Below are 24,866 nucleotides of genomic sequence, written 5' to 3'. Positions count from 1 at the left end.
CGGGTGCGCGCCCGCCCCCATGGAGCGGAGCGGTGGGGCGGATCAGCCGCGCAGGGCGTAGATCGTGCCGCTGATCGTCGTCGTGGGCGGGTCGCCGCTGTCCGTGCCCTTCGTGTAGGTCACGTTGTTCACGGCGAAGAGGCGGGTCATGCGCTGCACGTCCTGCGCGAAGGCGATGCTCGACTCCTCGCTGCCGGACACGGAGACGGTCACCGGGATGACCACGAGGTTCGCGCCGCTGATGAGCGGGTCCGTCTTGCCGAAGAGGCCGGTCTGCGCCGGGTCCAGCACGGGCGCCGCGACGGGCGTCGTGCCCGGTGAGGGCGTGGCCGACGCCGTCGGGGCGGGCGCTGCGGCGCCGCCGGCCGGGGACGCCGCGACGGGCGCGACGTAGTCGGTCGGGTCGCCGGTGCCGAGGGAGACGATCTTGACGCCGTCCTGCGCAGCGGTGTCGCGGATCTGCGTCGAGAAGGTGTTCCAGCGCAGGGACCCCGTCACCGCGCGGCCGACGAAGGCGTTCTGCTGGTCGAGCTCGGACTGCTTCGCGGCCGAGCGCGAGAGACGGCCGATCTCGGCCTGCGTGGCGGTGTTCGTCTGCTGCACCTGCTGCGCCGAGGCGTCCGCGGCGGACGCCGCCGCGAGCGACGGCTGCACGCCGAGCCCGAACGCGGCGCCGAGGATCGCGACGACGGCGACGATCGCGCCGAGGGTCCAGATGCGGGAGGGGTTCATCGCGGGTCCGTCCAGGAGCGGGCCGAGACGGCCTTCGGAGAGAGGTGCACCGTCAGCGCCACCGTGTAGCGACCGGTGGTGGTGTCGAAGGTCGTGTCGGCGGTCGCGTCCGCGTACGCCGGGATGGCGCGCAGGTCGCGCATCCACCCCGAGAACTCCTCGCCGAACGAGGGCGCGGTCACCTTCATGGTGATCGTCGCGACGCGGGTCGGCTCGAGGAGGTTCGTGGACTGCGGGTAGGCGGCGAGCGGCGTCGCGCCGTTCGCGCTGATGTCCGTCACGGTGTAGGAGGCCGGCATCGCGGACTCGATCGCGTCGATCTGCGCCTGCCAGTCGATCAGCGTCGAGCTGCCGACCTTCACCGCCGCCCTGCCGAGGGCGATCTGCGCCTCGAGCTGGCGGATGTCCTTGAACTTGCCGATCTGCGCGGTGAGCGCCTGCGACTGCGTCTGCTGGACGGCCAGTCGCTGCTGAGCGGCGGTCGCGTGCTGATGCGAGACGGCGACGACACCGGCCGCTGCGATCGCGGCGATCACGACGACGGCGACCAGCTTGCGGCGATGAGCGGCGACGGCACCGGCTGCGCGGACCTCGTTCGGGAGCAGGGACACCTGCGGCGTGCCGCCGACCCGCTGTCCGGTGCGCGGCTTCGCACCGCCGATCGGCTGGCGGAGGCGCGCGAAGGCGCTCGTGGCGGGGGCGCTCATGCCGCACCCCGCAGCGCGAGACCCACGGCGACCGCGGGGACGACTCCGGCGGAGAGCATCGCGACCTCGTCGACGCGCGGCCCGATGCGGATGCCCGCATCGCCGCGACCGGTCGCGACCGGCAGCCCCGTGGCGGAGGCGATCTCCTCCGCGAGCCCGCGCAGCTGCGATCCGCCGCCCGAGAGCACCACGTCGGTGACGGACGTGCCGGCCTCCTGCCGGGCGTTCTCGAAGAACGCGACGGTGGTGCGGGCCGCCTGCACGATGTCGCGGGCGCCCTCGGCGTTGACCCGGGCGACGAAGTCGGACTGGAGGTCGGTCGGGTCCGCGGTGATGCCGTAGCGGCGCTTCATGTCGTCCGCGCGGTCCGCCCGCAGCCCGAGCTGGTTGATGAGGGCCGTGGTGAGGTCGTGGCCGCCGTTGGGCAGCAGGCGGACGAACTGCGGCACGCCGGAGTCGGTGACGACGACGCTCGTCGACGTCGCGCCGACGTGCACGAAGAGCTGCACGCCCTGCCGGGTCGCCTTCGGCTGCGCGCGGACGACCGCGAAGGGGATGAGGTCGACGTCGACCACCTTGAACCCGGCGCGCTTCACGGCGCGGATGTTGGCGACGACCGACTGCTTGGTCGCGGCGACGAGCAGGCCGCGGAGCGACGCGCCGTCGGCGTCCTCGACCTCCTCCACCGGGTAGTAGTCGAGCACCGCGTCCTCGACGGGCAGCGGCAGCAGCTCCTGCGCCTTGAACGGCAGCGCATCGCGGAGCGCCTGGGGCGACATCGCCGGCATGATCAGCTCGCGGATCAGCACCTGCTGGCCGCCGATCCCGATGACCGCGCGACGGGTGCCGAAGCCGGCGGAGCCGCGCAGGTTCTCGAGGGCGGCGGCGACGGCCTCCTCGTCGACGACCACGCCCTCGCGGATGGCGTCCAGCGGGACCGGGATCTCCTGGTAGCGCAGGAGGGTCGCGGGCTGGCGTCCGTGCTCCGGCATCACCTCCGCGCCGCGGATCACGCCGTGGCCGAAGTCCAGGCCGACGATCGTCTTGGTCATGGTGTTCGCTGTCGCTTTCGCTCGTGAGCGGTGGTCGGGTTCAGTGTCGGGGCGCCGCAGGATCTCGGCGAGTTCCCAGTTGGGGGAACGCCCGAACGGGTCACGCCAGCCCGCAGAGGACGAGGTAGGCGTGCGCCAGCGGGTCGCCGGCGAGCACGCCGATCCACGCCCCGAGGAGCATCCACGGCCCGAAGGGGATTCCGGAGCGGCGCGTGGCCCGCCGCAGGAGGAGGAGCGCGACGCCGAACGCGGCGCCGAGCAGGAAGCCCGCCGCGACGCCCACGACGAGCGGTCCGACGCCGAGCTGACCGAGGAAGAGCCCCAGGACCGCGGCGAGCTTCACGTCGCCGAGCCCCATGCCGCCGGGTCGGACGAACCAGAGCACGGCGAAGAGGAGCGCGGCGGCCCCGGCCCCGGCGGCTGCGGTCGCGGCGGCGACGCCGTCGCCGCGGAGCAGGTCCGCGGTGCCGAGCAGCACGGCGCCCACGACGCCGGTGGGCAGCACGATCCTGTCCGGAAGGCGGTGCACGTCGAGGTCGATCGCCGCGAGCGCCACGGAGGCCGCCATCAGGACCAGGAGGGCGATCCACTCCAGTGCGGCCGCCGCGGCGAGCGTCGACGACGTGCCGAGCTGCGCGACGAAGGGCGGCGCGAACCGCACCGACACGACGACGAAGAGGACGCCGGTGAGGCCCTCCACGACGGGGTAGCGGGCGGCGATCGGAGCGCTGCAGTGGCGGCAGCTCGCTCTGAGCAGCAGCCAGGACAGGATCGGCACGTTGTCCCTCGCGCTGATCGCGTGCCCGCATCCCGGGCAGGCCGAGGGCGGCGACACGACGGACAGCCCGGCGGGCACGCGGTGGATCACCACGTTGAGGAACGAACCGATCGCGAGGCCCATGGCGAGCGCGAAGGCGGCGAGGACCGGCATCAGCTCGCGACCCCGGTCGCGGTGAACGCCGCCGTCGTCGACGCGTACGAACCGACCTTGAACGCGGCGGAGGTCGGCTTCAGGTAGTAGGGCGGGGTGACCGTCGAGAAGCGCGCGTCGTAGAGGTAGTTCTTGGCGTATCCAGTGGCGACGGTGGTCCCGCTCGTCGTGGCGACGGGCCCACGGAACCGCTGCGCGATCGACCCGAGCATCGTCAGGGTGCCGCGCGGAGGGCCGGCGTTGTAGTTCTGCACCTGGAAGGTGTGCACGGGCGAGAGGATCGCGGCGTCGATCTCCCGGCCCGTCCCGGACAGCAGCGGCGTGCTGCCGTTCAGCGGGTTCCAGACCAGCACGCCGTTGTTGCCGACCAGGCCGAGGACGTCGTTGCCGGGGCGCAGGTAGGTGATGTCGCCGGTCGCGTAGACGTAGTTGTCGCTCGCGATGGTGACCTTGCCCTTCACGACGCCCTTGACGTAGGCGTCGCCGGAGCGGCAGCCGTAGGCCGGGGTGGTCGTGTCCCAGAGCGCGGAGTTGGACGCGTTGCGCCAGTTGGTCGCGGGGCTCTCGCCGGCGAGCGGGTAGCGGACCGTGCCGTCCGAGTCCGTGAGGTTCCACCCGGCGCTGCCCGAGGAGCCGGTGATCGACGTCCCGCTGGAGCCCGTGCAGGTGTAGGCGGCGCTCCCCGACCAGGACCCCGTCGCCCGGTCGGGGACCGCGGTCGTGGCCGTGTAGTTGGGGTCGGCCGGATTCGTCGGCACGCTCTGCACGTAGATCAGGTTGTTGGCGGGGACCTGGAACGTCGCGCCCTTCGTGGAGTGCAGGGCACCGGCGCCGCCGCACTGCGACGGGGTGGCGTTGTTCGCCGCCGTGCCGTTCGAGAGCACCGAGGTGGCCCGGGACCACGGCGAGACCACGGTCATCGTCCCGTCGTTGTTCATCGTGATCTGCGTCGGGCCGGTGTACAGGCAGCCGGGGTTCGTGGCGATGTCGGCGTAGGTCTGCGCCTTCATGGCCGTGTTCGTCGCCGGCATGGCCAGCACCGGGGCGTAGTTGGGGGTGCCGGAGTTGTAGGTGCCCGCCGCGCACCCGGAGGGCGTGGCGACGATCGGCGCGTTCGGGTTGGAGGTGGTCACCGACCCGTTGAAGGTGGCGCCGCACACCGCGATGGTGTCGTTCGACCGGATCGGCCCGGCCAGCACGTCGCGGGCGCCGAACTGGATGGTCGAGCACGCCGAGGTGCTGCGCGACGCGGTGGACCACAGGTAGCTCGCGCAGTTCGAGCGCGTCCCGGTGATCGCCGGGTCCTGCGTCTCGTAGTCGGTGAAGTACAGGTAGTTGATGAAGCCCTGCTGCTGGACGGACGCGACGACGGTCCTGACGTAGCTCGCGTAACGGCCCGTCGCGCGGATCCTCAGCAGTCCGGTCGAGCCGTACAGCGAGTTGTCCACCTCGTACCGGAACGAACCGGCGCCGCCGCCCGGGATCGGCACGGGTGCCCACGTGCTCGAGGCGCCCGTGTCGAGGCTGAAGGCGGGGTTCGCCGTGCGCGGCAGCGTCACGGCGCTCGTGCTCGAGAAGGCGGCCTGCGGGTTGCCGTACTGCGGGTAGGTCGAATCCGCGTTGAGCTTGGCGATGTAGTCCTGCACGCCCGCGTAGGCCGCGTCGAGCGCCCGGGTCGAGCCCTGCGCGGAGACGGCCTGCCGCAGCCCCGAGGTGGCGCCGGTCAGGGCGGTGCCGATCGCGATCAGCATGACGGCGGTCAGCGAGACGACGACGATCAGGGCGACGCCCGCCTCCTGCTCCTCGCCGGCGCGCTTCCGCAGGATCCGCCGCATCATCAGAAGCCCCCGTTCAGGATCGCGATGTTCGGCATGGTGACCTCGTTGGTGAGCTGCACCGGGTCGTCTCCCGTCGAGAGCGTGTTGGCGACCGTGACCGTGACCGTGACGGACGCCACGCTGTTCGCCTGCATCGCGGTGAGCCCGCCCGCGCCCGGCAGGACCGCCGTGCCGGTCCCGTCCGCGTAGGCGAACATCGGGTTGGACGGGTCGGTCGTCAGCGGACCGTTCACGGTCCGGGTCGTGGCCGTGCTGCTGAAGGAGACGTAGCCGCCCGCGACCGTGCCCGCGTACCGCTGCTCGAGCAGGTTCCCGCGGGAGTCGACGGAGAAGACGACCCGGGTCGGCGAGATGGCGGCCTGGCTCGGTGCGACCGCCGCGTCCACGAACGAGTCGATCGTGAGCGAGGTGGCCGTCGACCCGGCGAGGACCGCGCCCTCCGACGTCGTCTGGGACGTGCTGACGCGGGCGCCCTGCCGGATCACCCGGGTCATCTCGTCCATCACGGTGCCGGCGACGCCGATCCCCTCGCGCGTCGACTGGTTGTCCGTGGAGGCGTTCATGACCTGCGCGAACAGGCGCGCGATGAGCGTGAGCATGATGAGCGTCACGAACATGGCGACGATCAGCTCGACGAGCGCGACGCCGGCCTCGCGGTCCTCGGGATGCCCGTGCAGGCGGGAGCGGAGGGCCCGGACGATCACGAGGCGGGCCTCGGGTCGAGCGTGAGCAGACCGCCGGACGTGATCGAGGAGAGCGGGCCGTTGTAGAGGCTGTTCGCGATCTTCACGGCGGGGCTCCCGATCCCGGAGGTGGTGAGACCGAGGAGGCCGCCGGCGTAGAGCCTGTAGGTGCCGTAGGGCAGGGCGAAGGTCCGGGTCTGCCCGGGGGCGAGGTACGTCGAGAAGGTGAAGGTCTCGGTGTTCTGGCACCCCGGTTGCCCGTTGTCCGTCGAGCTCTGGCCGACCGCGGTGACGTACGTGTTGCCGAGCGACAGCACCGGGGCGGTCACCGTGAAGACGCCCATGGGCACCGCGACGGCCGGCGAGGTGCCGCCGGGCGTCTGACCGGGCGCGCTGGCCCGCACGCCGGCTCGCACACCAGGGGCGGAACCCCACGCCGAGGGGTCCTCGGCGGCGCAGAGCGACCGCGTGTTCGGATCGGCCTGCTGCCCCGCGATCACGCCGTAGCCCGACGGGTAGGGGAAGAGCGCGATCGAGTTCTGCGGCGCTGCGGTCTCGTCGGAGCTCCACGGGGCGCCGGCGCTGAGGAACGTGGTCGCCATCTTGTCCGGGAGGACCGCGCCGGAGCCGGGCGCGTAGGTCAGCGGGTAGGTCGCCGTCTGGTCGTACGTGAAGGTCAGCGGCGAGGTGCCGCCCGCGCTGACGACGAGGTCCGCGGGCTCGTTCTGCTGCCCGGTGGTGGGCGTCGAGTTCTGCAGCTGGTCCTTCGACGCCGGCTTGGAGATCGCGACCCGGTAGGTGCCCGGGGTGACGCCGAACGCGTAGGTGCACCCGTCGACGTCGGTGGCGGCCGGCTGCGAGAGGAGGGCGGTCGCGCCGCCGGAGACCGGGCTGACGGTGACGCCCACGCCCTGCTCCCCCGTCCCCGAGGCTCCGGACACCAGCACGGCGATCGAGCCGGTCGACGCGTCGTTGATGCGGCCGTTCGGCGCGAGGATCGTGTCGCTCTGCACCGGGGCGGTCGTGGGAAGGCGCCCGGTCCAGTCGACCTTGACCGTGATGCGCCGGTAGGAGACGGTGCTGGAGCTGCCGCAGGTGATGTCGCTGCCGTCGACGCTGACGAGCGAGGTGGCCTGGGTGATCGTGTAGGTCCGGCCGGACACCCGCTGCGTGAGCGGCAGGTCGGTCGAGGTGGCGGGGATGTTGTGCACGTCGAACGGGTCGAGGATGCCCCGGTCGGTGTCGAGCTGCTGCTCCGCGAGGTTGACCGCCACCTGCCGCGAGCGGTTGTCCGCGGTCATCCGGATGACGATGTTCGCGCTGGTGAGGATGCCCGTGCTCACGATGCCGAAGATGACCATCGCCACGATGACCTCGACGAGGCTGAAGCCCTCGTCGGTCCGAGGGGACCGGAGGGCTTCGCGGAGGCGGTTCATGATCGACCTTCGTGCGGCGGTGGCGGGGAGGCGGGCGGGCGCCCGGTCCGCCTCCGGGAGGAGACGGACCGGGCGCCCGTGGAGCATCAGGAGCAGGCGGTGGTGCTGGCGCCCGTGCTCTGCGTGATGTAGTACGCGGTGCCGGCGTCGCTCGTGGCCTTCATGCAGAAGGTGAGCGCGGTGCCGGAGGCGGAGCCGCTGAGCAGCGCCGGAGCGGCCGCGCCGGTCGCGGTGTAGGTGCCGGCCGTGTAGCCGTAGTTGGACAGCGCGGTGCTGAGCGCGCTGCTCGACGTCGCGGCGCTGAAGCCGTTGCCCGTGGCGGTGTAGTACGCGACGTACGCGGTCTTCGCGTTGGTGAGGTCCGACTGCGCGGAGGAGTTCTTCGCGTTGTTCTGCACACCGATGTACACCGGGATGGCGATGGCGGCGAGGATGCCGATGATGATCACGACGACGAGGAGCTCGATCAGCGTGAAGCCGGCCTCGCGGTCGCGGAGCTGCTCACGGCGGGCCTTGAGGGCGGTGGTGATGGACATGACGGGTTCGTTTTCCGTTCAGGATGTGGAGTGGTGGATATCGCCCGGAAATCGAATGGTGAATGCGGCGATAGAGAAAAGATAAAGTCGCACGAATAGCAGAAGCAGACCCCTTGCGGGGGTGTTCTCTCGAATTCCTGTCCCCAGTGGGCGGGACGATCTCGTAGCACACCTGCTCCGTGACCGAGGATGCGACCTGCGACTCGCGGCGAACGGGAGGGAAACACCCCCCGTTCGGGACGGCCGGCACGACGGCAGCGGCCTCGCGGCTCGCGGCTCGCGGCTCGCGGAAGGGCCGGCGGCATCACCGGCCGCCAGGCGCGCGAGGCGCGCAGGACGCGCGCAGGACGCGCGCAGGACGCCGCAAGGCACCGCGCATCGAGGTGGCCGGGATCGCTCCACACCTCGGCGCACGCACACGGGCTCGGGCGGGCGGGAACGACACCGCGTCCGTGACGGATCGCCACGGACGCGGGTGCGGTCGGGTTCGACCGCGGATCGGATGCGGCTCCTGGGACAGGGTTCCCCAGGCCCATGCCGCGAGCAGCTACTTCGCGTGCTCCAGCGCGGACGACAGGCTGAAGATCGGCATGTAGAGCGCGACGACCATGCCGCCGATGACGACGCCCAGGACGGTGATCAGCATCGGCTCGATCAGCGACGTCAGGGCGTCGGCGGTCGCGTCGATCTCGGCCTCGTAGAAGTCGGCGACGCGGGCGAGCATGGTGTCGATCGACCCCGACTCCTCCCCCACCGAGATCATCTGCACGACCATGGCCGGGAAGATCTTCTCCTCGGCCAGTGGCGCCGCCAGCGATGCGCCGGTGCGCACCGATTCGGCGAGCCGGGCCGCGACCTGCTCGAGCACCCAGTTGCCCGAGCTCTGGCCCACGATGGAGAGCGCCCGCAGCAGCGGCACGCCTGCGGCCGTCATGTTCGCCAGGTTGCGCGCGAAGCGGGCGATGGCGACCTTGCCGAACAGCGGTCCGAAGACCGGGATCTTCAGGATCAGCGGATGGGCGATGCGCCGGACGGCGTCCTTGTCCTTGTTCGCCCGCCACCAGAAGCTGACGGCGAGCACGACGACCACGACGAGCGGCAGCAGCCAGCCCATCTGGTTGCTGACCACCACGAGCACCTGCGTCGGCAGCGGCAGCTGGCTGCCGAGGCTGGCGAACATGTTCTTGAAGATCGGGACGATGAACAGGAGCATCGCGATCACCGCGATGACGGCGATGCCGAGGACCGCCATCGGGTACGTCATCGCCGACTTGATCGTCGAGCGGAGCTTCGCCTCCTTCTCGTACGAGTCGGCGATGGAGGCGAGCGAGGTGTCGAGGAATCCGCCGGCCTCACCGGCGCGGACCATGCTGACCATGAGGGGCGGGAACTGCTTCCGCTCGCCGAGGGACGCCGAGAAGGACTTGCCCTGCTCGACCTCGCGCGCGACCTCGGTCAGCAGGCGCTTCAGCAGCGGGTTCTCCGTCTGGTCAGCGGTCACCGTGAGTGCCCGCAGCAGCGGGACGCCCGCTTGGGAGATGGTGGCGAGCTGACGCGTCGCGATCGCGAGCGCCTTCAGGGTCACGCGCCCGCCGCCGAACGAGATGTCCATGTTGAGGCCGGAACCGGCCTTCTTCTCGGCCAGGGTCGTCGGCATCAGACCCATGGACGAGAGCCGCGCGATCGCGAGGGACTCGCTCGCCACGTCGAGCGAGCCCTTGACGACCTTGCCGTCGCGGGAGCGGGCCCGGTAGGTGAAGGACTTCTGGGCGGTCGCGCTCATCGGAATCCGCCCATGGTCGAGAAGGTGTCGGTGGTGGCTGCAGCACGGGGCTTCACGGACCCGGCCATCTGGCGGAGCGTGTTGACGTCCTGCGCCTTCGCCTCGGCGGCCTCGAGGGAGATGACGCCGGAGTGGATCAGCGTGACCAGGTGCTGGTCCATCGTCTGCATGCCGAGCGCGACGCCCGTCTGCATCGCCGTCGTGAGCTGGCTGGTCTTCCCGGTGCGGATCAGGTTGCCGATCGCCGGCGTGACCCGCAGGATCTCGACCGCGACGGCGCGACCCTGGCCGTCCGCGCGCGGCACGAGCGTCTGGCAGACGACGCCCTGCAGGACCATCGAGAGCTGCATGCGGACCTGCTGCTGCTGGTCCGCGGGGAACACGTCGACGATGCGGTCGATGGACTGCGCGGCGTCGGAGGTGTGCAGCGTCGCGAAGACGAGGTGGCCGGTCTCCGCCGCCGTGAGGGCGACGTGGATCGACTCGAGGTCGCGGAGCTCGCCGAGCAGGATGATGTCGGGGTCCTGGCGGAGGACGTGCTTGAGCGCGGCGCCGAAGCTGTGCGTGTCGGTGCCGACCTCGCGCTGGTTGACCAGCGCCTTCTTGCTCGTGTGCACGAACTCGATCGGGTCCTCGATCGTCATGATGTGGTCGGCGCGGGACTCGTTCGCCCGGTCGATCAGCGCGGCGAGGGTCGTCGACTTGCCGGAGCCGGTCGGGCCCGTGACGAGCACGAGGCCGCGCGGCAGGTCCGCGAAGGAGCTGAGCGCCTCCGGCAGGCCGAGGTCGTCGAACGACTTGATCTCGGTCGGGATGAGTCGGAACGCCGCGCCCCACGCCTCCCGCTGCCGGTACACGTTGACGCGGAAGCGCGCCTGGTCGCCGAGGGCGTAGGCGAAGTCGAGCTCGAGCTCGGACTGGAACCGCTCGAGCTGCTGCGGCGACATCGCCGCGGTCAGGATGTCGCGCACGTCCTCCGCGGTCCAGACGCCGACGTTGCGGACGGGGCGCAGCGCGCCCGAGACCCGCACCATCGGCATCGCGCCGGCGGCGACGTGCAGGTCGGAGCCCTTCATGCCGATCACCGCGCTGAGCGCGGTGTCCAGGCGGGCGAGGCCCGTCGTGGTCTGGCGGACGTCGTCAAGCAACGACACGGAGGACCTCCTCGATCGATGTGAGCCCTGCGGCCACCTTGTTCCAGCCGTCCTGACGGAGGGAGACCATGCCCTGGCCGACCGCGGCGCGGCCGATCTCGCTCGCCGACGCGTGCGCGACCGTGAGCCGCTCGACCTCCTCGGTGACGCTCATCACCTCGTGGATCGCGATGCGGCCCCGGTACCCGGTGTTGGCGCACTGCGAGCAGCCGACGGGCACGAACACCTCCTCGTCCTCCTCGATGAGCAGGCCGATGCGGGCGAGGTAGTCCTCGTCGTAGGTCGTCGGACGCTTGCACTTGTCGCAGAGGCGCCGGGCGAGGCGCTGGGCGACCACGCCGACGAGCGCCGAGGCGACGAGGTACGGCTCGATGCCCATCTCGACGAGTCGGGTGACCGCAGACGGGGCGTCGTTCGTGTGCAGGGTCGACATGACGAGGTGGCCGGTGAGGGCGGCCTCGACCGCGATCTGGGCGGTCTCGTGGTCGCGGATCTCACCGATCAGCACGACGTCCGGGTCGCTGCGGAGGATGCTGCGGAGCGCGGAGGCGAAGGTGAGGCCGGCCTTGGCGTTGATCTGCACCTGGTTGATGCCGGCCATGCGGTACTCCACCGGGTCCTCGACGGTGATGACGTTGACGCTCGGCTTCGACACCTCCTGGATGGCGGTGTAGAGCGTCGTCGACTTGCCGGACCCGGTGGGGCCGGTGACGAGGAGCATGCCGTTGGGCCGCGTGTAGGCGCTCTTGAAGGCCTCGAAGTTGCGGCCGATCATGTTCAGGTCGGCCATCGTCTTGGCGGACCCCGACGAGTCCAGGATCCGCATGACGATCTTCTCGCCGTACACGGTCGGCAGCGTCGCCACCCGGAGGTCGATCTTGCGGCCCTGGTGGAGGACCGAGATGCGGCCGTCCTGCGGGCGGCGGCGCTCGGCGATGTCGAGCTCCGCCATCACCTTGAGGCGGGAGATCACGCCGGCCTGCACCGACGTCGGCGCGGCCTGCACCTCGTTCAGCACGCCGTCGATGCGGTAGCGGACCCGCAGCTCGTGCTCGCCGGGCTCGATGTGGATGTCGGAGGCGCGGTCCTGGATGGCCTGCGAGATGAGCAGGTTGACGAAGCGCACGATGGGCGCGTCGTCGTCCTCGACGACGGCGGCGGCCTCCCCGACGGCCCCTGCTCCGACAGCTCGTGCTGCAGGTCGCTGAGCTCGTCGTCGGCGCGGTGGTAGCGGTCGATGACCGTCGACAGGTCCTTCGGGTCGACGAGCACCGGGCGGATGCGCAGGCGCGTCGCGGCGGAGACGTCGTCCAGGGCGAGGATGTCGTTGGGGTCGGCCATCGCGACGATGAGCGTGCCGCCCTCGCGGCCGATCGGCAGCAGGTGGTGCCGCCGGCACAGGTTCGCGGAGATGCTGACCGCGGCTTCGCGGTCGACGGGGTACTCCAGGATCTCCACGAAGGGCGCACCGAACACGTTCGCGCCGCTGGGCGTGATGACGGACATCGACGCTCCTCCTCCTGAAGACCCGCAGCCCCGCGGCTGTCGGTGCTTCAGGTTAGGAAAGGGCCTCCCCCGCCCGGAGCTCCTGAAGGGAGGCGCCCCAATGCGGGGGCCACCCCCCCCCCCCCCCCCCCCCCCCGATTCCGGGGTGCGATCACCCCTGGTTCCGGGGGCGCGAGGCTTGCGGTCGGCTCCTCGTCGGAGGATGAGCTGGTGATCACCGCCGAGTACACGATCCCCGGGCTGCACGTGCGCGAGCACGAGGTCGCCGTCCCGCTCGACTGGGCCTCCCCCGACGGCGAGGGCATCACCGTGTTCGCCCGCGAGGTGGTCGCGGCCCACCGGCGGCACGAGGACCTGCCGCTCGTGCTGTTCCTGCAGGGCGGGCCGGGCGGCAAGGGGCCGCGTCCGGTCGACGGCGGCGGGTGGTTCGCCCCGCTGCTCGAGCGGTACCGCCTCGTGCTGCTCGATCAGCGGGGCACCGGCCGCAGCAGCCGCATCGACGGCGCGCGCATGGCCCGATTCGATTCCGGGGCAGCGGGAGCCGCGTTCCTCGCGCGCTTCCGCGCCGACTCCATCGTGCGCGACGCGGAGCACCTCCGCGCCACGGCGTTCGGCGGCCGCCGCTGGGCGACGCTCGGGCAGAGCTACGGCGGGTGGCTGACGCTCACCTACCTGTCGATGGCGCCCGAGGCGCTGACCGCCTGCCTGGTGACCGGCGGCCTCGCCTCCCTCCACCCCTCCGCCGCCGAGGTGTACCGCCGCACCTACCCGCGCGCGCTGGCGAAGAACCGCGAGTTCGAGCGCCGCTACCCGCAGGACGTCGCGACGGTCGCCCGCATCGCGGACCTGCTGGAGGCGGAGGACGTGCGGCTGCCCGACGGCGATGCCATGAGCGTGCGGCGCCTGCAGTTCCTCGGCAGCGGGTTCGGCATGGGGCACGGCTTCGAGGAGGTGCACTGGCTGCTCGACGAGGCGTTCGCCGGGTCCGGCGACGGCCTGTCCGACACGTTCCTGGCGCAGGTGCAGGCCGAGACGGGGTTCGCCGACAACCCCTTGTGGGCGGTGCTGCAGGAGTCGATCTACGGCGACCCGGAGTCCGGCGCGACCGGATGGGCGGCCGACGCCGAGCACGCCCGCCACCCGGAGTTCGCGACGGACGCCCGGCCCCTGCGCTTCACGGGCGAGATGATGTTCCGCTGGATGCTCGACGAGATCCGGCTGCTGCGCCCCTTCGCGCCGGCGGCCGACGCGCTCGCGGCGAGGACGGACTGGTCGCCGCTGGTCGACCGGGAGCGGCTCGCGGCGAACGAGGTGCCCGTGGCCGCGGCCGTGTACTTCGACGACCTGTACGTGGACGCGGGCCTGCAGCTCGAGACCGCCCGCGCCGTGGGCAACGTGCAGGCGTGGGTGACGAACGAGTGGGAGCACGACGGCATCCGCGACAGCGGCGACAAGGTCGTGCGCCGCCTGCTCGAGCTGATCGACGAGCAGGGCGGCCCGCTGCCCGCCTGAACGCTCCTTCCGTTCCGGAGGACGGATCGTCCTGCGGAACGGAGGATCAGGCGCGGGGGCGGGGCTTCGGGCGCGGGGTCGCGCCAGAAGGCGCCGGAGGAGCGGCAGGGGACTCCTGCGCCGCGGGCTGCTCGGCGGCGTTCGCCGGCTCCGCGGGCTCGGGCTTGCGGGCGCGGCTCAGCAGGCCGACGAGCAGGTCGGGGGTCTGCGCGGCGGAGGCGGCGGCGCCGGTGTTGGCGTCCTTGACGGCGTTCACGACCTCGGCCCGCTGGATGCTGACGCCGCGCGGGGCGTCGAACCCGATGCGCACGCCGTCGCCGCGGACGTCGATGACGGTGACGACGATGTCGTCCCCGATCATGACGCGCTCACCCTTCTTCCGCGTGAGCACCAGCATCTGGGAAGCCTAACCCGCCAGCTCGCGCCAGGCCTCGGGGAGACCGATCGCGGCGAGCGCCTCGTGCCGTCCCGCGCGCGGCGCCCGCAGGCTGGCGACCGCGTCGACCTGCAGCCGACCGCGCAGGCGCCCGGTCCACTCGAGGGTCTCCTCGGGCTCACGGCCGGCGTCGACGACGAGCCACGACTGGTCGCTGTCGATGGACAGCAGCTGCTCGAGCTCGCGCTCCGCGAGCGGTCCGCGGCCGACGCCGTAGGCGACGATGACCGGCTGGTCGCTGCGCACGCCGTACGCCCGGGCGGCGACCGCGCCGCGCCGGTCGTCGACCCGGCGGCGCGTGTTGCCCTCGATCGCGCCGCCGTCGCAGACGTAGCCCTTCTGCATGCGGGCCCGCAGGGCCTTCGCCACGTGCACGGGGTCGTCGCCGAGACCGACGAGCAGCAGCAGGTCGCCCGCGCGGTTGCGCTGCGGCGGCGGGGCGCCCGGCGTCGTGCGGCCCATCCGCGAGCGCGGCTGCGCGGTCGCCCACACGTACTGCTGCACCGCGGCCACCTCGGCGGCGGTCGGCTCCGCGGGCGCGGCGGGCGGTGCCGGAGGCGCGACCGCGGGCGCGGGGGCCGCGGCCCGACGCGGTGCGGGCCGCACCGGCGTCGCCTCGAGCGCCCGGACGGGCACGGACGCGGTGATCGCGCGCATCGGCGGGCGCTGCGGCTTCAGCGCGGTGAAGGTCGTCGGCGTCGCCGCCGGCTCTCGCGGGCGCAGCGGGCGGGCGGGGGTGCCGCCGGCGGCCTCCCCCGGCTCGACGTCGATCCGCAGCGCGTCGAGCACGGAGGCGAAGTCGCCGCCCTGCGTGGACACCTGCGCGGCGGGAGCGGGGACGGCCCAGGGGTCGGCGCCGTTCGCGCTCGCGGGCGCCAGGTCGGCGGCGTCCGCGTCGTCGAGCAGCGCGGCGAGCCCCACCCGGGAGCGCATCGAGAACTCGTGCGCGCCCTCGGGGGCGGCCCGGTCGGGCACCTCGACGGTGACGTCGACGACGCGCCTGCCGAAGATGCCGGCGATGCCGCCGACGATCGACTCCTCGGTGTCGACGATGCGGGCGTCCGGGCCGTACTCGGCGGCGACGCGGGCCGCGAGACCCGTCAGGGTCTCAAGCCGGAATCTGATCGAGGGCACGAACCACTCCAACGGTCTCGATGATGACGTCGGCCGACGTCACCTCCTGGTAGGACAGCACGGGCAGGCCGTTCGTCTGCGGCGCGACGAGCCGCCGGACGGCGGGCCGCAGCGCGGGGGCGCACACGAGCACGGGCGACCAGCCGCGGACCTCCGCGGTCTGCACGGCGTTCCGCAGCGACTCGACGACCTGGCCGATCCGCTCGGGGGTCATGAGGATCTGGGTCCCGAGCTCGGAGGGGCGCAGGTTCTCGAGCATCGACTGCTCGAGGTGCGGGTCGATCATCACGACCCGCAGCGTGCGGTCGTCGAGGTGCGCCGACACGAGCACCGGGCCGAGAGCGGTCCGCGCCGCCTCGATGAGCCCCTCCGGGTCCGTGGAGACCTTGGCCCGCAGCGACAGCGCCTCGTAGATGCGGGGCAGGTCGTTGATCGGCACCTTCTCCGCGAGGAGGCCCTGCAGCACCCGGTGCACCTCGGCGAGGGTCAGCAGGCCCGGGACCAGCTCCTCCACGAGGGCCGGGCTGATGCGCTTGACCCCCTCCGTCAGCACGCGCACGTCCTCGCGGGACAGCAGGCGGCCGGCGTTGTCGGTGATGACGCTGGAGAGGTGCGTGACGAGCACGGAGCCGCGGTCGATCACGGTGGCGCCGGTCGTCTCGGCCGCGTGCCGCAGCTCGGCCGGGATCCACTTGCCCGCGAGCTGGAAGACCGGCTCGATCGTCGGGGTGCCCGGCAGGGCGTCGAGGTGGTCGCCGAGCGCGAGCACCTTGCCGACGGGCGCGATGCCGCGCCCCATCTCGACGCCCGCGACGCGGATCACGTAGGTGGAGGGCGGCAGGTCGACGCTGTCGCGGGTGCGCACCGGCGGCACGACGACGCCGAACTCCATCGCGATGCGGCGGCGCAGGGCCTTCACGCGGGCGAGCAGGTCGTCGCTGACGCCCGACACGAGGTCCACCAGGTCCGGCGACAGCTGCACCTCGAGCGCGTGCACCCGCATCTGCTCCATGAGCTCCTCCGGGGTGTCGGAGGCGGGCGCCTGCTGCGAGGCGACCTCGGCGAGCGCGGCGTCCTTGGCCTTCGCGTCCTCCGCCCGCTTGATGCGGAAGGCGACGAAGATCAGGGTGCCGCCGACGAGGAAGAACGGGATCTTCGGCATGCCGGGGATCAGCGCGAGGAGGCAGGCGGCGACGCCCGCGATCATCAGCGCGAGCCGCGACTGGGTCAGCTGGGCGCCCGCGTCCTGGCCGAGCTCGCTGTCCGAGTTCGACCGGGTGACGATCATGCCGGTGGAGACCGCCATCAGCAGGGCGGGGATCTGGGCGGTCAGGCCGTCGCCGATGGTCAGCAGCGTGTAGGTGTTGACCGGGTCCCCGATCTGCTGACCGTGGATGACGACGCCCATGATGATGCCGCCGAGGATGTTCACGAGCACGATCACGATGCCCGCGATCGCGTCGCCCTTGACGAACTTCGAGGCGCCGTCCATCGCGCCGTAGAAGTCGGCCTCGGCGCTGACCTCCTTGCGGCGGCGGCGCGCCTCGTCCTCGGTGATGAGGCCGGAGTTCAGGTCGGCGTCGATCGCCATCTGCTTGCCGGGCATCGCGTCGAGGGTGAATCGCGCGCCCACCTCCGCGACGCGCTCGGCGCCCTTCGTGACCACCACGAACTGGATGACCACGAGGATCACGAACACGACGGCGCCGATGACCATCGAGCCGCCGACCGCGACGGAGCCGAAGGCGTGGATGACCGCGCCGGCCTGGCCCTCGCCGAGCACGAGGCGGGTCGAGGCGACGTTGAGGCCGAGCCGGAACAGCGTCGCGATGAGCAGCAGCGACGGGAAGACCGAGAAGTCGAGCGGGCGCCGCGCGAACATCGTCGTGAGCAGGATCACGAGCGCGAACAGGATGTTCACGGTGATCAGCAGGTCGAGCAGCCACGCCGGGATCGGCACGACGAGCAGCATGATGACGCCCACCAGGCCGAGGGGCACGGCGATGGCGGACGCGGTCCTGCCGAGGGCGAGTCCTCGCACGGATCTCCGTGTTCGTCGGCGGTGCGACCCGTGCGGCTCCGCCGCGGTCGCTCCGAAGGTCTCCGGCTCCGCCGGGCTGCCGCGGTCCGGCCCGTCGAGTCGACGGCACCGCGTGCGCCCATCATCCGGGCGGACGCGCCCCGATCGGGGGCGCGCCACGCCCGATCCCCCCGCACGGGGGGCACGCGGAAGGGGGAGGCTGCCTCAGCCCAGATCGGAGGTGCTGAACGTGTCGCAGCGCGCCGGGTCGCCCGTGCGGTACCCGGTCGTGAACCACTGGCGACGCTGCGCCGAGGTGCCGTGCGTGAACGACTGCTCGTCGACGGACCCGCCCCCGAGGTTCTTCTGGATGAAGTCGTCGCCGATGCGGCCCGCGGTGTCGAGCGCGCGGTCGATGTCGTCGGAGGTGATCTCCTCGATCAGCGGTGCGCCGGAGTCGTCGGGCACGGTCGTCGCGTGGTTCGCCCAGGTGCCGGCGTAGCAGTCCGCCTGCAGCTCGAGCCGCACGCTCCCGCTCGTCGGGCCGGTCTCGCCCTGCTGCACCCGCGCGTTCGTGCCGAGCAGGTCCTGCACGTGGTGCCCGTACTCGTGGGCGAGCACGTAGGCGTCGACGAAGAGGCCGCCCTCCGCCCCGAACTTCGTGTGCAGCTCGTCGTAGAAGGAGAGGTCGATGTACACGAGCTCGTCGGCCGGGCAGTAGAAGGGCCCGACGCCGCTCGTCGCGGAGCCGCACCCGGTGTCGGTGCTGCCCGAGAAGAACACGGTGTCCGACGGGGTGTACCGCTTGCCGAGCTTCCCGGACCAGTAGTCCTGGATCGACTCGATGTCCGCGACGACCGCGCACTCGGTGCGGTCGTTGGCGTCCTGCCCGGTGCGGCACTCGTCCGAGAGCTGCTCGCTCGTCGCCGAGTCGCCCGACCCGAGCCCGTCGAGCACCGGACCGAACGGGTCCGTGCCGGCCCCGGTGCCGGTGCCGCCGCCTCCGGTGCCCCCGCCGCCGAGCAGCTGGATCAGCAGCACGACGACGACCCCGACCACCCCGAGGCCGCCGCCGCCGAGCGCGACCGCCCGACCGCCGCCGCCCCGCCGGTCCTGCACGCCGGACGTGTCGAGGTTCGCGTCCTCCCTGTATCGCACCTGTCTGTTCTCCCATCACCGCCTGAGGGATCGCCCGGCGGAGGGGTGCGGACGCCGGACGCGGCCCGGGCGGATGACCGGCCGGCTCCGGCGGAGCACGGCCGGTCCGGTCGGGCTACTGCGCCGCGTAGCCGCCGTCGACGAGGTGGTAGCTGCCCGTGATGAACGAGGCGGCGTCGCTCGCGAGGAACGCGACGAGGTGCGCGACCTCGTCGGGGGTGCCCATGCGGTGCATCGCGTGCTTCGCGGCGAGCGCGGCCTTCGCCTCGTCGGAGAGGTTCGCGTCGAGCAGCGGCGTGCTGATGAAGCCGGGGCCGACGGCCGTGACGCGGATGCCCTGCCGGCCGTACTCGAGCGCGGCGTTCTGCGTGAGCCCCAGCAGCGCGTGCTTCGTGGTCACGTAGGCGGAGGCGTTCTGGATGCCGACCGAGCCGAGCACCGACGCCATGTTGACGATGGAGCCGCCGCCGTGGGTCAGCATCGCGTTGATCTGCGCGCGCAGCCCGAGGAAGACGCCGTTGAGGTTGACCTCGATCACCTTGCGCCAGCCCTCGTCGCTGTACTCGCCGATCGGCTTCGACTCGCCGCCGATGCCCGCGTTGTTCACCGCGATGCGCAGCGGGGCCAGCGCCTCGGCGGCGGCGATCATCCGCTCGATGGCGGCCGGGTCGGTCACGTCGCCGACGAACGGCGCGGCGGCCCCTCCCGCCGCGGTGATCTCGTCCGCGACCGCCGTCGCGGAGGCCTCGACGACGTCGGCCACGAGCACCGATGCGCCGCTGGCGGCGAGGACCCGGGCCACGGCCCGGCCGATGCCGGAACCGCCTCCGGTGACGATGGCTGAGCGGTCGGACACGTCGTAGGTGGGCATGGTGGTCCCTTCTTCCCGGCGCTCCCGCGCCGCGCGGCTTTCGTTGACGCATCAACGATACGGCGGCGCGGGGAGGGGACCGCTGGGAGCGGGGATCAGGAGGCGAGGCGGTGCACGCCGAGCGCGGCCCCGCGGCGCTTCAGCGACATCACGAACGCGAGGACCCGGGCGACCGCGCCGTAGAGCTCCTCCGGGATCTCCTGCCCCACCTCGCACGCGGAGTACAGGGCTCGGGCGAGCGGGACGTCCTGCACCATCGGCACGCGGTGCTCGGCGGCGCGCTCGCGGATGCGCGCGGCGACCTCCCCCGCGCCCTTCGCGACGACGCGCGGCGCCGACTTGCCGGGCTCGTACTGCAGCGCGACGGCGACGTGGGTCGGGTTCAGCATCACGACGTCGGCACCGGCGATCGCGGCCATCATCCGGTTGCGGGAGATCTGGATGGCACGGCTGCGCCGCTGCGACCGGACGTGCGGGTCGCCCTCGGTGGACTTCGACTCGTCCTTGATCTCCTGCTTCGTCATCATCGTGTGCTGCCGGTTGCGGCGGCCGACGACGAGCACGTCGAGCGCGCCGAGCACGACGCCGGCGACGATCGCGGACTGCAGGATCGCGACGATGACGCCGGAGGCGGACGCGACGATCGACGAGACGGGCATGCCGCCGGAGGCGCCGAGCAGCGGCAGGGCGCCCTGGATCGCGATCCACAGGGCGATGCCGACGACGCCGGTCTTCAGCAGCGCCTTCGCCCCCTCCCACAGCGCCTGCTTGCCGACGAGGCGCGCGCTGCCCCTCACCAGGTCGAACTGGTCGAAGCGCGGCTTGAACCGCTTCGTGCTGATGCCGCCGGAGGCGAGGGAGCCGACGATCGCGCCGACGACGGCCGCGGCGAGGATCGGCGCGAGGATGCCGGGCAGCACCCCGAACGCGCCGAGGAAGTAGGCCTGGGCGCCCTCGGCGGTCGGCCTCGCGATCACGTCGCGGATGCCGAGGAGCAGGTCGCGGGCGGCGGTCGCGCCCGCGCCCGCGACCATCGGCAGGGTCAGCGCGGCGCCGCCCATCGACAGCCAGCTGGCCATGTCGCGGGAGTGCTGGATGCGGCCCTCGCGCCGGGCCTCCTGCATCCGCTTCGGGGTGGCCTTCTCGGTGCGCTCGCCCGCCGGCTGATCCGGCACTAGGGCGTCCCTCCCCCGCCGCTCACGAGACCGAACCCATCAGCCGCAGCGCGTCCTCGAGCAGGGCGCCGACGATGCGCGGCAGGGCGATGAAGATCGCGCCGCCCGCGAGCAGGGTGATCAGGATCTTCAGCACGAAGCCGAGCGAGAACGCGTTCAGCGCGGGAGCGACGCGGGTCAGCACGCCGAGGCCGACGTCGGCGAGGAACAGCACGACCACGATCGGCCCGGCGATCTGCACCGCCGCCACGAACATCTGGCCGAGGCCCGGCAGCAGCCGCTCCCCCGCGTCCTGAGCGAGGAACCCGGTGACCGGCAGCGCGTTGAAGGTCCGGAAGAGACCGCCGAGCACCAGCTCCGCACCGCCCGAGACGAAGAGCAGCCCGAGCGCCACCATCTGCATGAGGCGCGTCATCTGCGCGCCGTTCACGTTCATCAGGGGGTCGAACGCCTGGCTCATCTGGAACCCGGCGAACAGGTCGATGAGGCTGCCCGCGGACTGCACCGCGGAGAAGACCAGGTAGACGAGGAACCCGAGGAGCGCGCCGATCACGAGCTGGCTGATGAGGGCGACGACGAAGGCGCCGGTCTCCATCGACCCGCCGAGGCCGGCGGCCGCACGCGGTGCGACGAGCAGCGACAGCGCGACCGCGAGCATCCCCTTGATGCGCAGCGGGACGCCGGAGAACGAGAAGGGCGGCGCCAGCACGAGGAACGCCGTGATGCGCACCGCGGCGAGCATCGCGGCCTCGACGAACGCCTCGTCGATCCCGAACGAGCCGAGCTCGGTCACGACGCGTCGAGGTAGCTCGGGATCATGGCGAACAGCTGCTCGGTGAAGGTGACGGCCTCGGAGATCATCCAGTGTCCGCACACGACCAGTGCGATGGCGACGGCGATCGCCTTCGGCACGAACGAGAGCGTCGCCTCCTGGATCTGCGTGATCGACTGGAACACGCTGATCGCGAAGCCGACGACGAGCGCGGTGATCAGCAGCGGCGCGGCGAGCTCCGCGGCGAGCATGAGGGCCCGGAGGGCGAGGTCGACGACCTGGTTCTGGTTCATTCGCCGCGCCTCACGTGTTGTAGCTCTGCACGAGCGCGGTGATGATCAGGCTCCAGCCGTCCACCAGCACGAAGAGCAGGATCTTGAACGGCAGCGCGATCATCGTCGGCGGCAGCATCATCATGCCCATCGCCATCAGCCCGGAGGAGACGACGAGGTCGATGACGAGGAACGGCACGAAGATGACGAGCCCGATGATGAACGCGCTGCGCAGCTCGGAGAGCATGAACGCGGGCACGACGGTGAAGAAGGGCGTGTCGGCGGCGGACGCCGGGTTCGGCTGGTTCGCCGCCCGGGTCATCAGCGCGATGTCGCTCTCGCGGGTGTGCTGCAGCATGAAGTGCTGCAGGGGCCCGGCGGCTCGGCCCAGCGCCGCGTCGAACTGGATCTTCCCGTCGAGGAACGGGGTGAGCGCGTGCGTGTTCACCTGGTCGAGCACCGGCCACATGATGAACAGCGACAGGAACAGCGCGAGGCCGGCGAGCACCTGGTTCGGCGGGATCGTGTTGAGCCCGAGCGCGTTCCGCGTCATCGCGAGCACCACGAAGATCTTCGTGAACGACGTCATCATCAGCATCAGCGCCGGCGCGACCGACAGCAGCGTGATCGCGATGAGGACGGTGATCGAGGTGTTCGGCGTGCCGACGCTGATCGTCACCGCGCCGGAGGGGCTCGGCGTCGGCACCGTCGGGGCGGGGACCATCGGGTCGGCGTGCGCCATGGCGGGCACGCCGACGACGAGCCAGACGAGCGCGAGCGCGGCGAACCCGAGCAGCACGAGGCGCGACCGGTGTCGCTGGACGAACCGGACCGCGCCGGGGGCGCGGGCCGGCAGGGTGGCGGGGCTCACCGCAGCTTCTTCAGCGCGTCGAACGTCTGGCGCCACGTCGCGGGCGACAGCACGGAGCCGGCGAGCGGCCCCTGCGCGCCGGGGCGCTGCTGCATCGCGGCCTGCTGGTGCACCGCGGCCTGCTGCTCCGCCTCCCGCATCGCGCGCCGGCTCGTGTAGACCGGGGCGGCCGGAGGCGCGGCGGGGCGCGTGTAGGACACCGCGCCGTCGAGGCGGATCGCCTCGGTGACGGGGCCGACGCCGGGGCGCCCGGGCAGGATCCGGACGGTCTGCGTGATGGGGCCGCGCGGGTCCCCGGGGTCGGCGGCGCCCTGCACGATGACGGGCACGTCGGCCGTCGCGATCGTGACCGTGCGCAGCTCCTGCTCGAAGCGCGCGACGGAGATCGGCTGGGAGGTGACGAGCGACGGCTCCTCGGTCGACGTCTCCGCGGCGCCGAGCGTGTCGAGCACCGTCACCGCGTGCTCGGTGACGCCGAGCAGGTAGCGGCGACCGCCGGCGTCGACCACCGCGATGCCGGCCTTCGCGCCGAGGCCCTGCCGGGCGACGACCGCGATCTGGCGGTTCCGGGGCTGCGAGCCGGGCCGGCCCTTCGTGATCCACCGGTGCGCGAAGAGGAGCGCGCCGAAGACCGCCCCGAGGGCGACGACGACTCGCAGCGCGAGGAAGACGGTGTCCACTGCTCGGGTCCGGCTCAGATCTCGTCGGCCGGGTCGAGGACCTCGGTGACCCGCACGGCGAACCGGCGGTCGACGACCACGATCTCGCCGTGCGCGATCATGCGGCCGTTCAGGAACACGTCCGCCTCGCTGCCGACCGCGCGGTCGAGCTCGATGACGGTGCCGGGCTGCGCGTCGAGCAGCTCCTGCACGGAGACGGTCGCGCGGCCGATCTCGACCGCGAGGGTCATCTGCACGGTGCTGATGCGGCCGAGGCGCGACGAGACGTCGCGGAAGGCGCGGGGCGGAGCCGGGGTGCGGAGCGCCACGGCGAACCAGCCGGCGACCCCCTCCTCGCCGATCAGGTCGAAGACGACCGCGTCGGCGGACTGGAACAGGCTCGCCGGCACGCCGTCGCTGACCTCGCCGAGCTGGCCGCCGCCGATCACGTCGGACGCGAGCTCGAGCGCGGGGCGCAGCACGTCGCCGAGGCGCACGCGGGCGTCGCCGCCGCCGGCCGCGATGAGCTCGGTGCGGTCGAGCAGGATCAGCGAGATGTCGGCGGACCGCGGCCCGACGTAGGTCGCGGAGACGCCCGCCTCCAGCGCCTGCATGGGCACGGGGTCGGACCCGTGGAACTGGATCATCAGGGGCGGGCCGGGCAGCGCGGCGACGAGGGCCTCGGCCACCGCCGCCTCGTCCGCACCGGTGGTGGGGCGCATGGTGGACGTGCTCATGCGGAGCCTCCGTTCGAGTCGACGACGACGCACGCGAGGCGCTCGCCGTTCCCGCCCACCGCCGCGTGGAGCACCGGCTCCCCGTCGAGGGTGACGAGCAGGGGCCGGTCGGCGTAGTGGGCGAGGGGGATGAGGTCGCCCTCCGCGAGCGACAGCACGGTGTCGGGGCCGACCCGGGTCGGCGCGAAGCGCAGCGCGACCTCGACCGGCGCGAGCGCCAGGTGGCCGCTCACGCGGGTGGTGACCTCGGCGGCGTCCTGCGCGGGCGCGACCTGACCGAGGCGGTCGAGCACCAGGTCCACGTCGAGCGCGAGCGCGAGCTGCCGGCGGACGCCCTTGCGCAGGGTGCCGACGACGACCACGACCGCCTGGGCGTCGCGGTCGACGGAGCCCGGGGGCTCCGTACCGAAGGCTTCGAGCGTCGGCTCGGGCAGCAGGGCGTCGGTGGCGGCGGGCAGCTCGGTGAGGTGCTCGACTGCGGCGGAGCGGGCGAGCGCGCGCTCGACGGCCGTCAGGGCGCCGCCCCCGTCGGACTCCCCCGGGGCGCCCAGCATGCGGGCGGCCCAGTACCGGGCCTCGTCCGCCGGGATCCGGTAGAGCACCCGGCCGCCGTCGGCGGACGCGGTCGCCCAGACGGTGGGCCCGTCGGCGGAGGCGATGTACGCGCCGAAGGACTGGATGCGCGAGGGCGCGGTGGCGACGTCGACGACCGCGCGCGTCGTGGCGGTGATCTGCATGCCGAGCTGGCGGCCCCACGCCTCGAGCGCGGCGTCGAGCCGGTCGCGCACGTCGCCGCTGATCAGCTCCGGCGACTCGAAGTCGTAGGGCTGCACCTCGAGTGCGGCGCCCGGCGCGTGCACGCGGGCGCGGCTCGGCGTCCGTTCCGTCACG

Annotated in this window: 25 protein-coding genes; 1 reads left to right on the top strand and 24 read right to left on the bottom strand. The window is 72.4% G+C overall.

What is annotated here, in order from left to right:
* Positions 1 to 42: 42 nt before the first annotated feature.
* The 12 genes from ABEA53_RS11345 to ABEA53_RS11290 all read right to left on the bottom strand — a co-directional run bounded on the left by ABEA53_RS11345 (position 43) and on the right by ABEA53_RS11290 (position 12,358).
* Positions 43 to 732 carry a hypothetical protein gene (locus ABEA53_RS11345; protein WP_345481283.1) on the bottom strand — a complete coding sequence of 230 codons (690 nt, stop codon included), beginning with the start codon at positions 730 to 732 and terminating at the stop codon, positions 43 to 45.
* Positions 729 to 1,439 (bottom strand): hypothetical protein, encoded by a 711-nt coding sequence (locus ABEA53_RS11340; protein ID WP_345481281.1) that lies wholly within the window; start codon positions 1,437 to 1,439, stop codon positions 729 to 731. Before ABEA53_RS11340 ends, ABEA53_RS11345 begins: the two co-directional genes overlap by 4 nt.
* Complete coding sequence (pilM, locus tag ABEA53_RS11335; protein WP_345481280.1) at positions 1,436 to 2,491, bottom strand: type IV pilus assembly protein PilM; 1,056 nt, start codon at positions 2,489 to 2,491, stop codon at positions 1,436 to 1,438. Before pilM ends, ABEA53_RS11340 begins: the two co-directional genes overlap by 4 nt.
* 100 nt (positions 2,492 to 2,591) lie before the next feature.
* Positions 2,592 to 3,422, bottom strand: coding sequence for a prepilin peptidase (locus ABEA53_RS11330; protein WP_345481279.1), 831 nt, complete (start codon positions 3,420 to 3,422; stop codon positions 2,592 to 2,594).
* Positions 3,422 to 5,260 (bottom strand): hypothetical protein, encoded by a 1,839-nt coding sequence (locus ABEA53_RS11325; protein ID WP_345481278.1) that lies wholly within the window; start codon positions 5,258 to 5,260, stop codon positions 3,422 to 3,424. Before ABEA53_RS11325 ends, ABEA53_RS11330 begins: the two co-directional genes overlap by 1 nt.
* The gene (locus tag ABEA53_RS11320) at positions 5,260 to 5,964 is read right to left on the bottom strand and encodes a PulJ/GspJ family protein (protein ID WP_345481277.1); all 705 of its coding nucleotides are present in this window, start codon (positions 5,962 to 5,964) and stop codon (positions 5,260 to 5,262) included. The genes ABEA53_RS11325 and ABEA53_RS11320 overlap by 1 nt, the downstream gene beginning before the upstream one ends.
* Positions 5,961 to 7,466 carry a prepilin-type N-terminal cleavage/methylation domain-containing protein gene (locus ABEA53_RS11315; protein ID WP_345481276.1) on the bottom strand — a complete coding sequence of 502 codons (1,506 nt, stop codon included), beginning with the start codon at positions 7,464 to 7,466 and terminating at the stop codon, positions 5,961 to 5,963. The genes ABEA53_RS11320 and ABEA53_RS11315 overlap by 4 nt, the downstream gene beginning before the upstream one ends.
* Positions 7,466 to 7,915 (bottom strand): prepilin-type N-terminal cleavage/methylation domain-containing protein, encoded by a 450-nt coding sequence (locus ABEA53_RS11310; protein ID WP_345481275.1) that lies wholly within the window; start codon positions 7,913 to 7,915, stop codon positions 7,466 to 7,468. Before ABEA53_RS11310 ends, ABEA53_RS11315 begins: the two co-directional genes overlap by 1 nt.
* Before the next feature lie 547 nt (positions 7,916 to 8,462).
* Positions 8,463 to 9,698: a type II secretion system F family protein gene (locus ABEA53_RS11305; protein WP_345481274.1), complete on the bottom strand. Its 1,236-nt coding sequence runs from the start codon at positions 9,696 to 9,698 to the stop codon at positions 8,463 to 8,465.
* Entirely contained in the window at positions 9,695 to 10,852 is a 1,158-nt protein-coding gene (locus ABEA53_RS11300) for a type IV pilus twitching motility protein PilT (protein ID WP_345481273.1), read from the bottom strand. The genes ABEA53_RS11305 and ABEA53_RS11300 overlap by 4 nt, the downstream gene beginning before the upstream one ends.
* Entirely contained in the window at positions 10,839 to 11,978 is a 1,140-nt protein-coding gene (locus ABEA53_RS11295; RefSeq protein WP_345481272.1) for a GspE/PulE family protein, read from the bottom strand. The genes ABEA53_RS11300 and ABEA53_RS11295 overlap by 14 nt, the downstream gene beginning before the upstream one ends.
* Positions 11,864 to 12,358 carry a GspE/PulE/PilB domain-containing protein gene (locus ABEA53_RS11290; protein ID WP_345481270.1) on the bottom strand — a complete coding sequence of 165 codons (495 nt, stop codon included), beginning with the start codon at positions 12,356 to 12,358 and terminating at the stop codon, positions 11,864 to 11,866. The genes ABEA53_RS11295 and ABEA53_RS11290 overlap by 115 nt, the downstream gene beginning before the upstream one ends.
* Before the next feature lie 210 nt (positions 12,359 to 12,568).
* On the opposite strand from ABEA53_RS11290, the gene ABEA53_RS11285 reads away from it, so the two are divergent.
* Positions 12,569 to 13,870, top strand: coding sequence for an alpha/beta fold hydrolase (locus ABEA53_RS11285; RefSeq protein WP_345481269.1), 1,302 nt, complete (start codon positions 12,569 to 12,571; stop codon positions 13,868 to 13,870).
* Positions 13,871 to 13,916: 46 nt separating this feature from the next.
* Here the strand turns inward: ABEA53_RS11285 and csrA are convergent, their stop codons facing one another.
* The 12 genes from csrA to ABEA53_RS11225 all read right to left on the bottom strand — a co-directional run bounded on the left by csrA (position 13,917) and on the right by ABEA53_RS11225 (position 24,865).
* On the bottom strand, positions 13,917 to 14,267 hold the full coding sequence (gene csrA / locus ABEA53_RS11280; protein WP_345481267.1) for a carbon storage regulator CsrA: 351 nt from the start codon (positions 14,265 to 14,267) through the stop codon (positions 13,917 to 13,919).
* A gap of 9 nt (positions 14,268 to 14,276) precedes the next feature.
* Entirely contained in the window at positions 14,277 to 15,440 is a 1,164-nt protein-coding gene (locus ABEA53_RS11275) for a hypothetical protein (protein WP_345481266.1), read from the bottom strand.
* Positions 15,415 to 17,412, bottom strand: a complete 1,998-nt coding sequence (locus tag ABEA53_RS11270) for a flagellar biosynthesis protein FlhA (RefSeq protein ID WP_345481489.1) — start codon at positions 17,410 to 17,412, stop codon at positions 15,415 to 15,417. Before ABEA53_RS11270 ends, ABEA53_RS11275 begins: the two co-directional genes overlap by 26 nt.
* Positions 17,413 to 17,685: 273 nt before the next feature.
* Entirely contained in the window at positions 17,686 to 18,618 is a 933-nt protein-coding gene (gene ypfJ / locus ABEA53_RS11265; RefSeq protein ID WP_345481264.1) for a KPN_02809 family neutral zinc metallopeptidase, read from the bottom strand.
* 115 nt (positions 18,619 to 18,733) lie between these two features.
* Complete coding sequence (locus tag ABEA53_RS11260; RefSeq protein ID WP_345481263.1) at positions 18,734 to 19,489, bottom strand: SDR family NAD(P)-dependent oxidoreductase; 756 nt, start codon at positions 19,487 to 19,489, stop codon at positions 18,734 to 18,736.
* 95 nt (positions 19,490 to 19,584) lie between these two features.
* Positions 19,585 to 20,664, bottom strand: a complete 1,080-nt coding sequence (locus tag ABEA53_RS11255; RefSeq protein WP_345481262.1) for an EscU/YscU/HrcU family type III secretion system export apparatus switch protein — start codon at positions 20,662 to 20,664, stop codon at positions 19,585 to 19,587.
* 22 nt (positions 20,665 to 20,686) lie between these two features.
* Complete coding sequence (locus ABEA53_RS11250) at positions 20,687 to 21,457, bottom strand: flagellar biosynthetic protein FliR (RefSeq protein ID WP_345481261.1); 771 nt, start codon at positions 21,455 to 21,457, stop codon at positions 20,687 to 20,689.
* The gene (fliQ, locus tag ABEA53_RS11245; RefSeq protein WP_345481260.1) at positions 21,454 to 21,729 is read right to left on the bottom strand and encodes a flagellar biosynthesis protein FliQ; all 276 of its coding nucleotides are present in this window, start codon (positions 21,727 to 21,729) and stop codon (positions 21,454 to 21,456) included. Before fliQ ends, ABEA53_RS11250 begins: the two co-directional genes overlap by 4 nt.
* A 10-nt stretch (positions 21,730 to 21,739) precedes the next feature.
* Positions 21,740 to 22,579 (bottom strand): flagellar type III secretion system pore protein FliP, encoded by an 840-nt coding sequence (gene fliP, locus ABEA53_RS11240; RefSeq protein WP_425550622.1) that lies wholly within the window; start codon positions 22,577 to 22,579, stop codon positions 21,740 to 21,742.
* On the bottom strand, positions 22,576 to 23,259 hold the full coding sequence (locus ABEA53_RS11235; protein ID WP_345481259.1) for a FliO/MopB family protein: 684 nt from the start codon (positions 23,257 to 23,259) through the stop codon (positions 22,576 to 22,578). Before ABEA53_RS11235 ends, fliP begins: the two co-directional genes overlap by 4 nt.
* Before the next feature lie 14 nt (positions 23,260 to 23,273).
* Positions 23,274 to 23,975 (bottom strand): FliM/FliN family flagellar motor switch protein, encoded by a 702-nt coding sequence (locus ABEA53_RS11230; RefSeq protein ID WP_345481258.1) that lies wholly within the window; start codon positions 23,973 to 23,975, stop codon positions 23,274 to 23,276.
* The gene (locus tag ABEA53_RS11225; RefSeq protein WP_345481257.1) at positions 23,972 to 24,865 is read right to left on the bottom strand and encodes a FliM/FliN family flagellar motor switch protein; all 894 of its coding nucleotides are present in this window, start codon (positions 24,863 to 24,865) and stop codon (positions 23,972 to 23,974) included. Before ABEA53_RS11225 ends, ABEA53_RS11230 begins: the two co-directional genes overlap by 4 nt.
* Between the last annotated feature and the right edge of the window lies 1 nt (position 24,866).

The organism is Amnibacterium soli (assembly GCF_039544415.1).
Taxonomy (GTDB): Bacteria; Actinomycetota; Actinomycetes; order Actinomycetales; family Microbacteriaceae; genus Amnibacterium; species Amnibacterium soli.
This window is presented reverse-complemented; position numbering and strand designations above follow the sequence as displayed.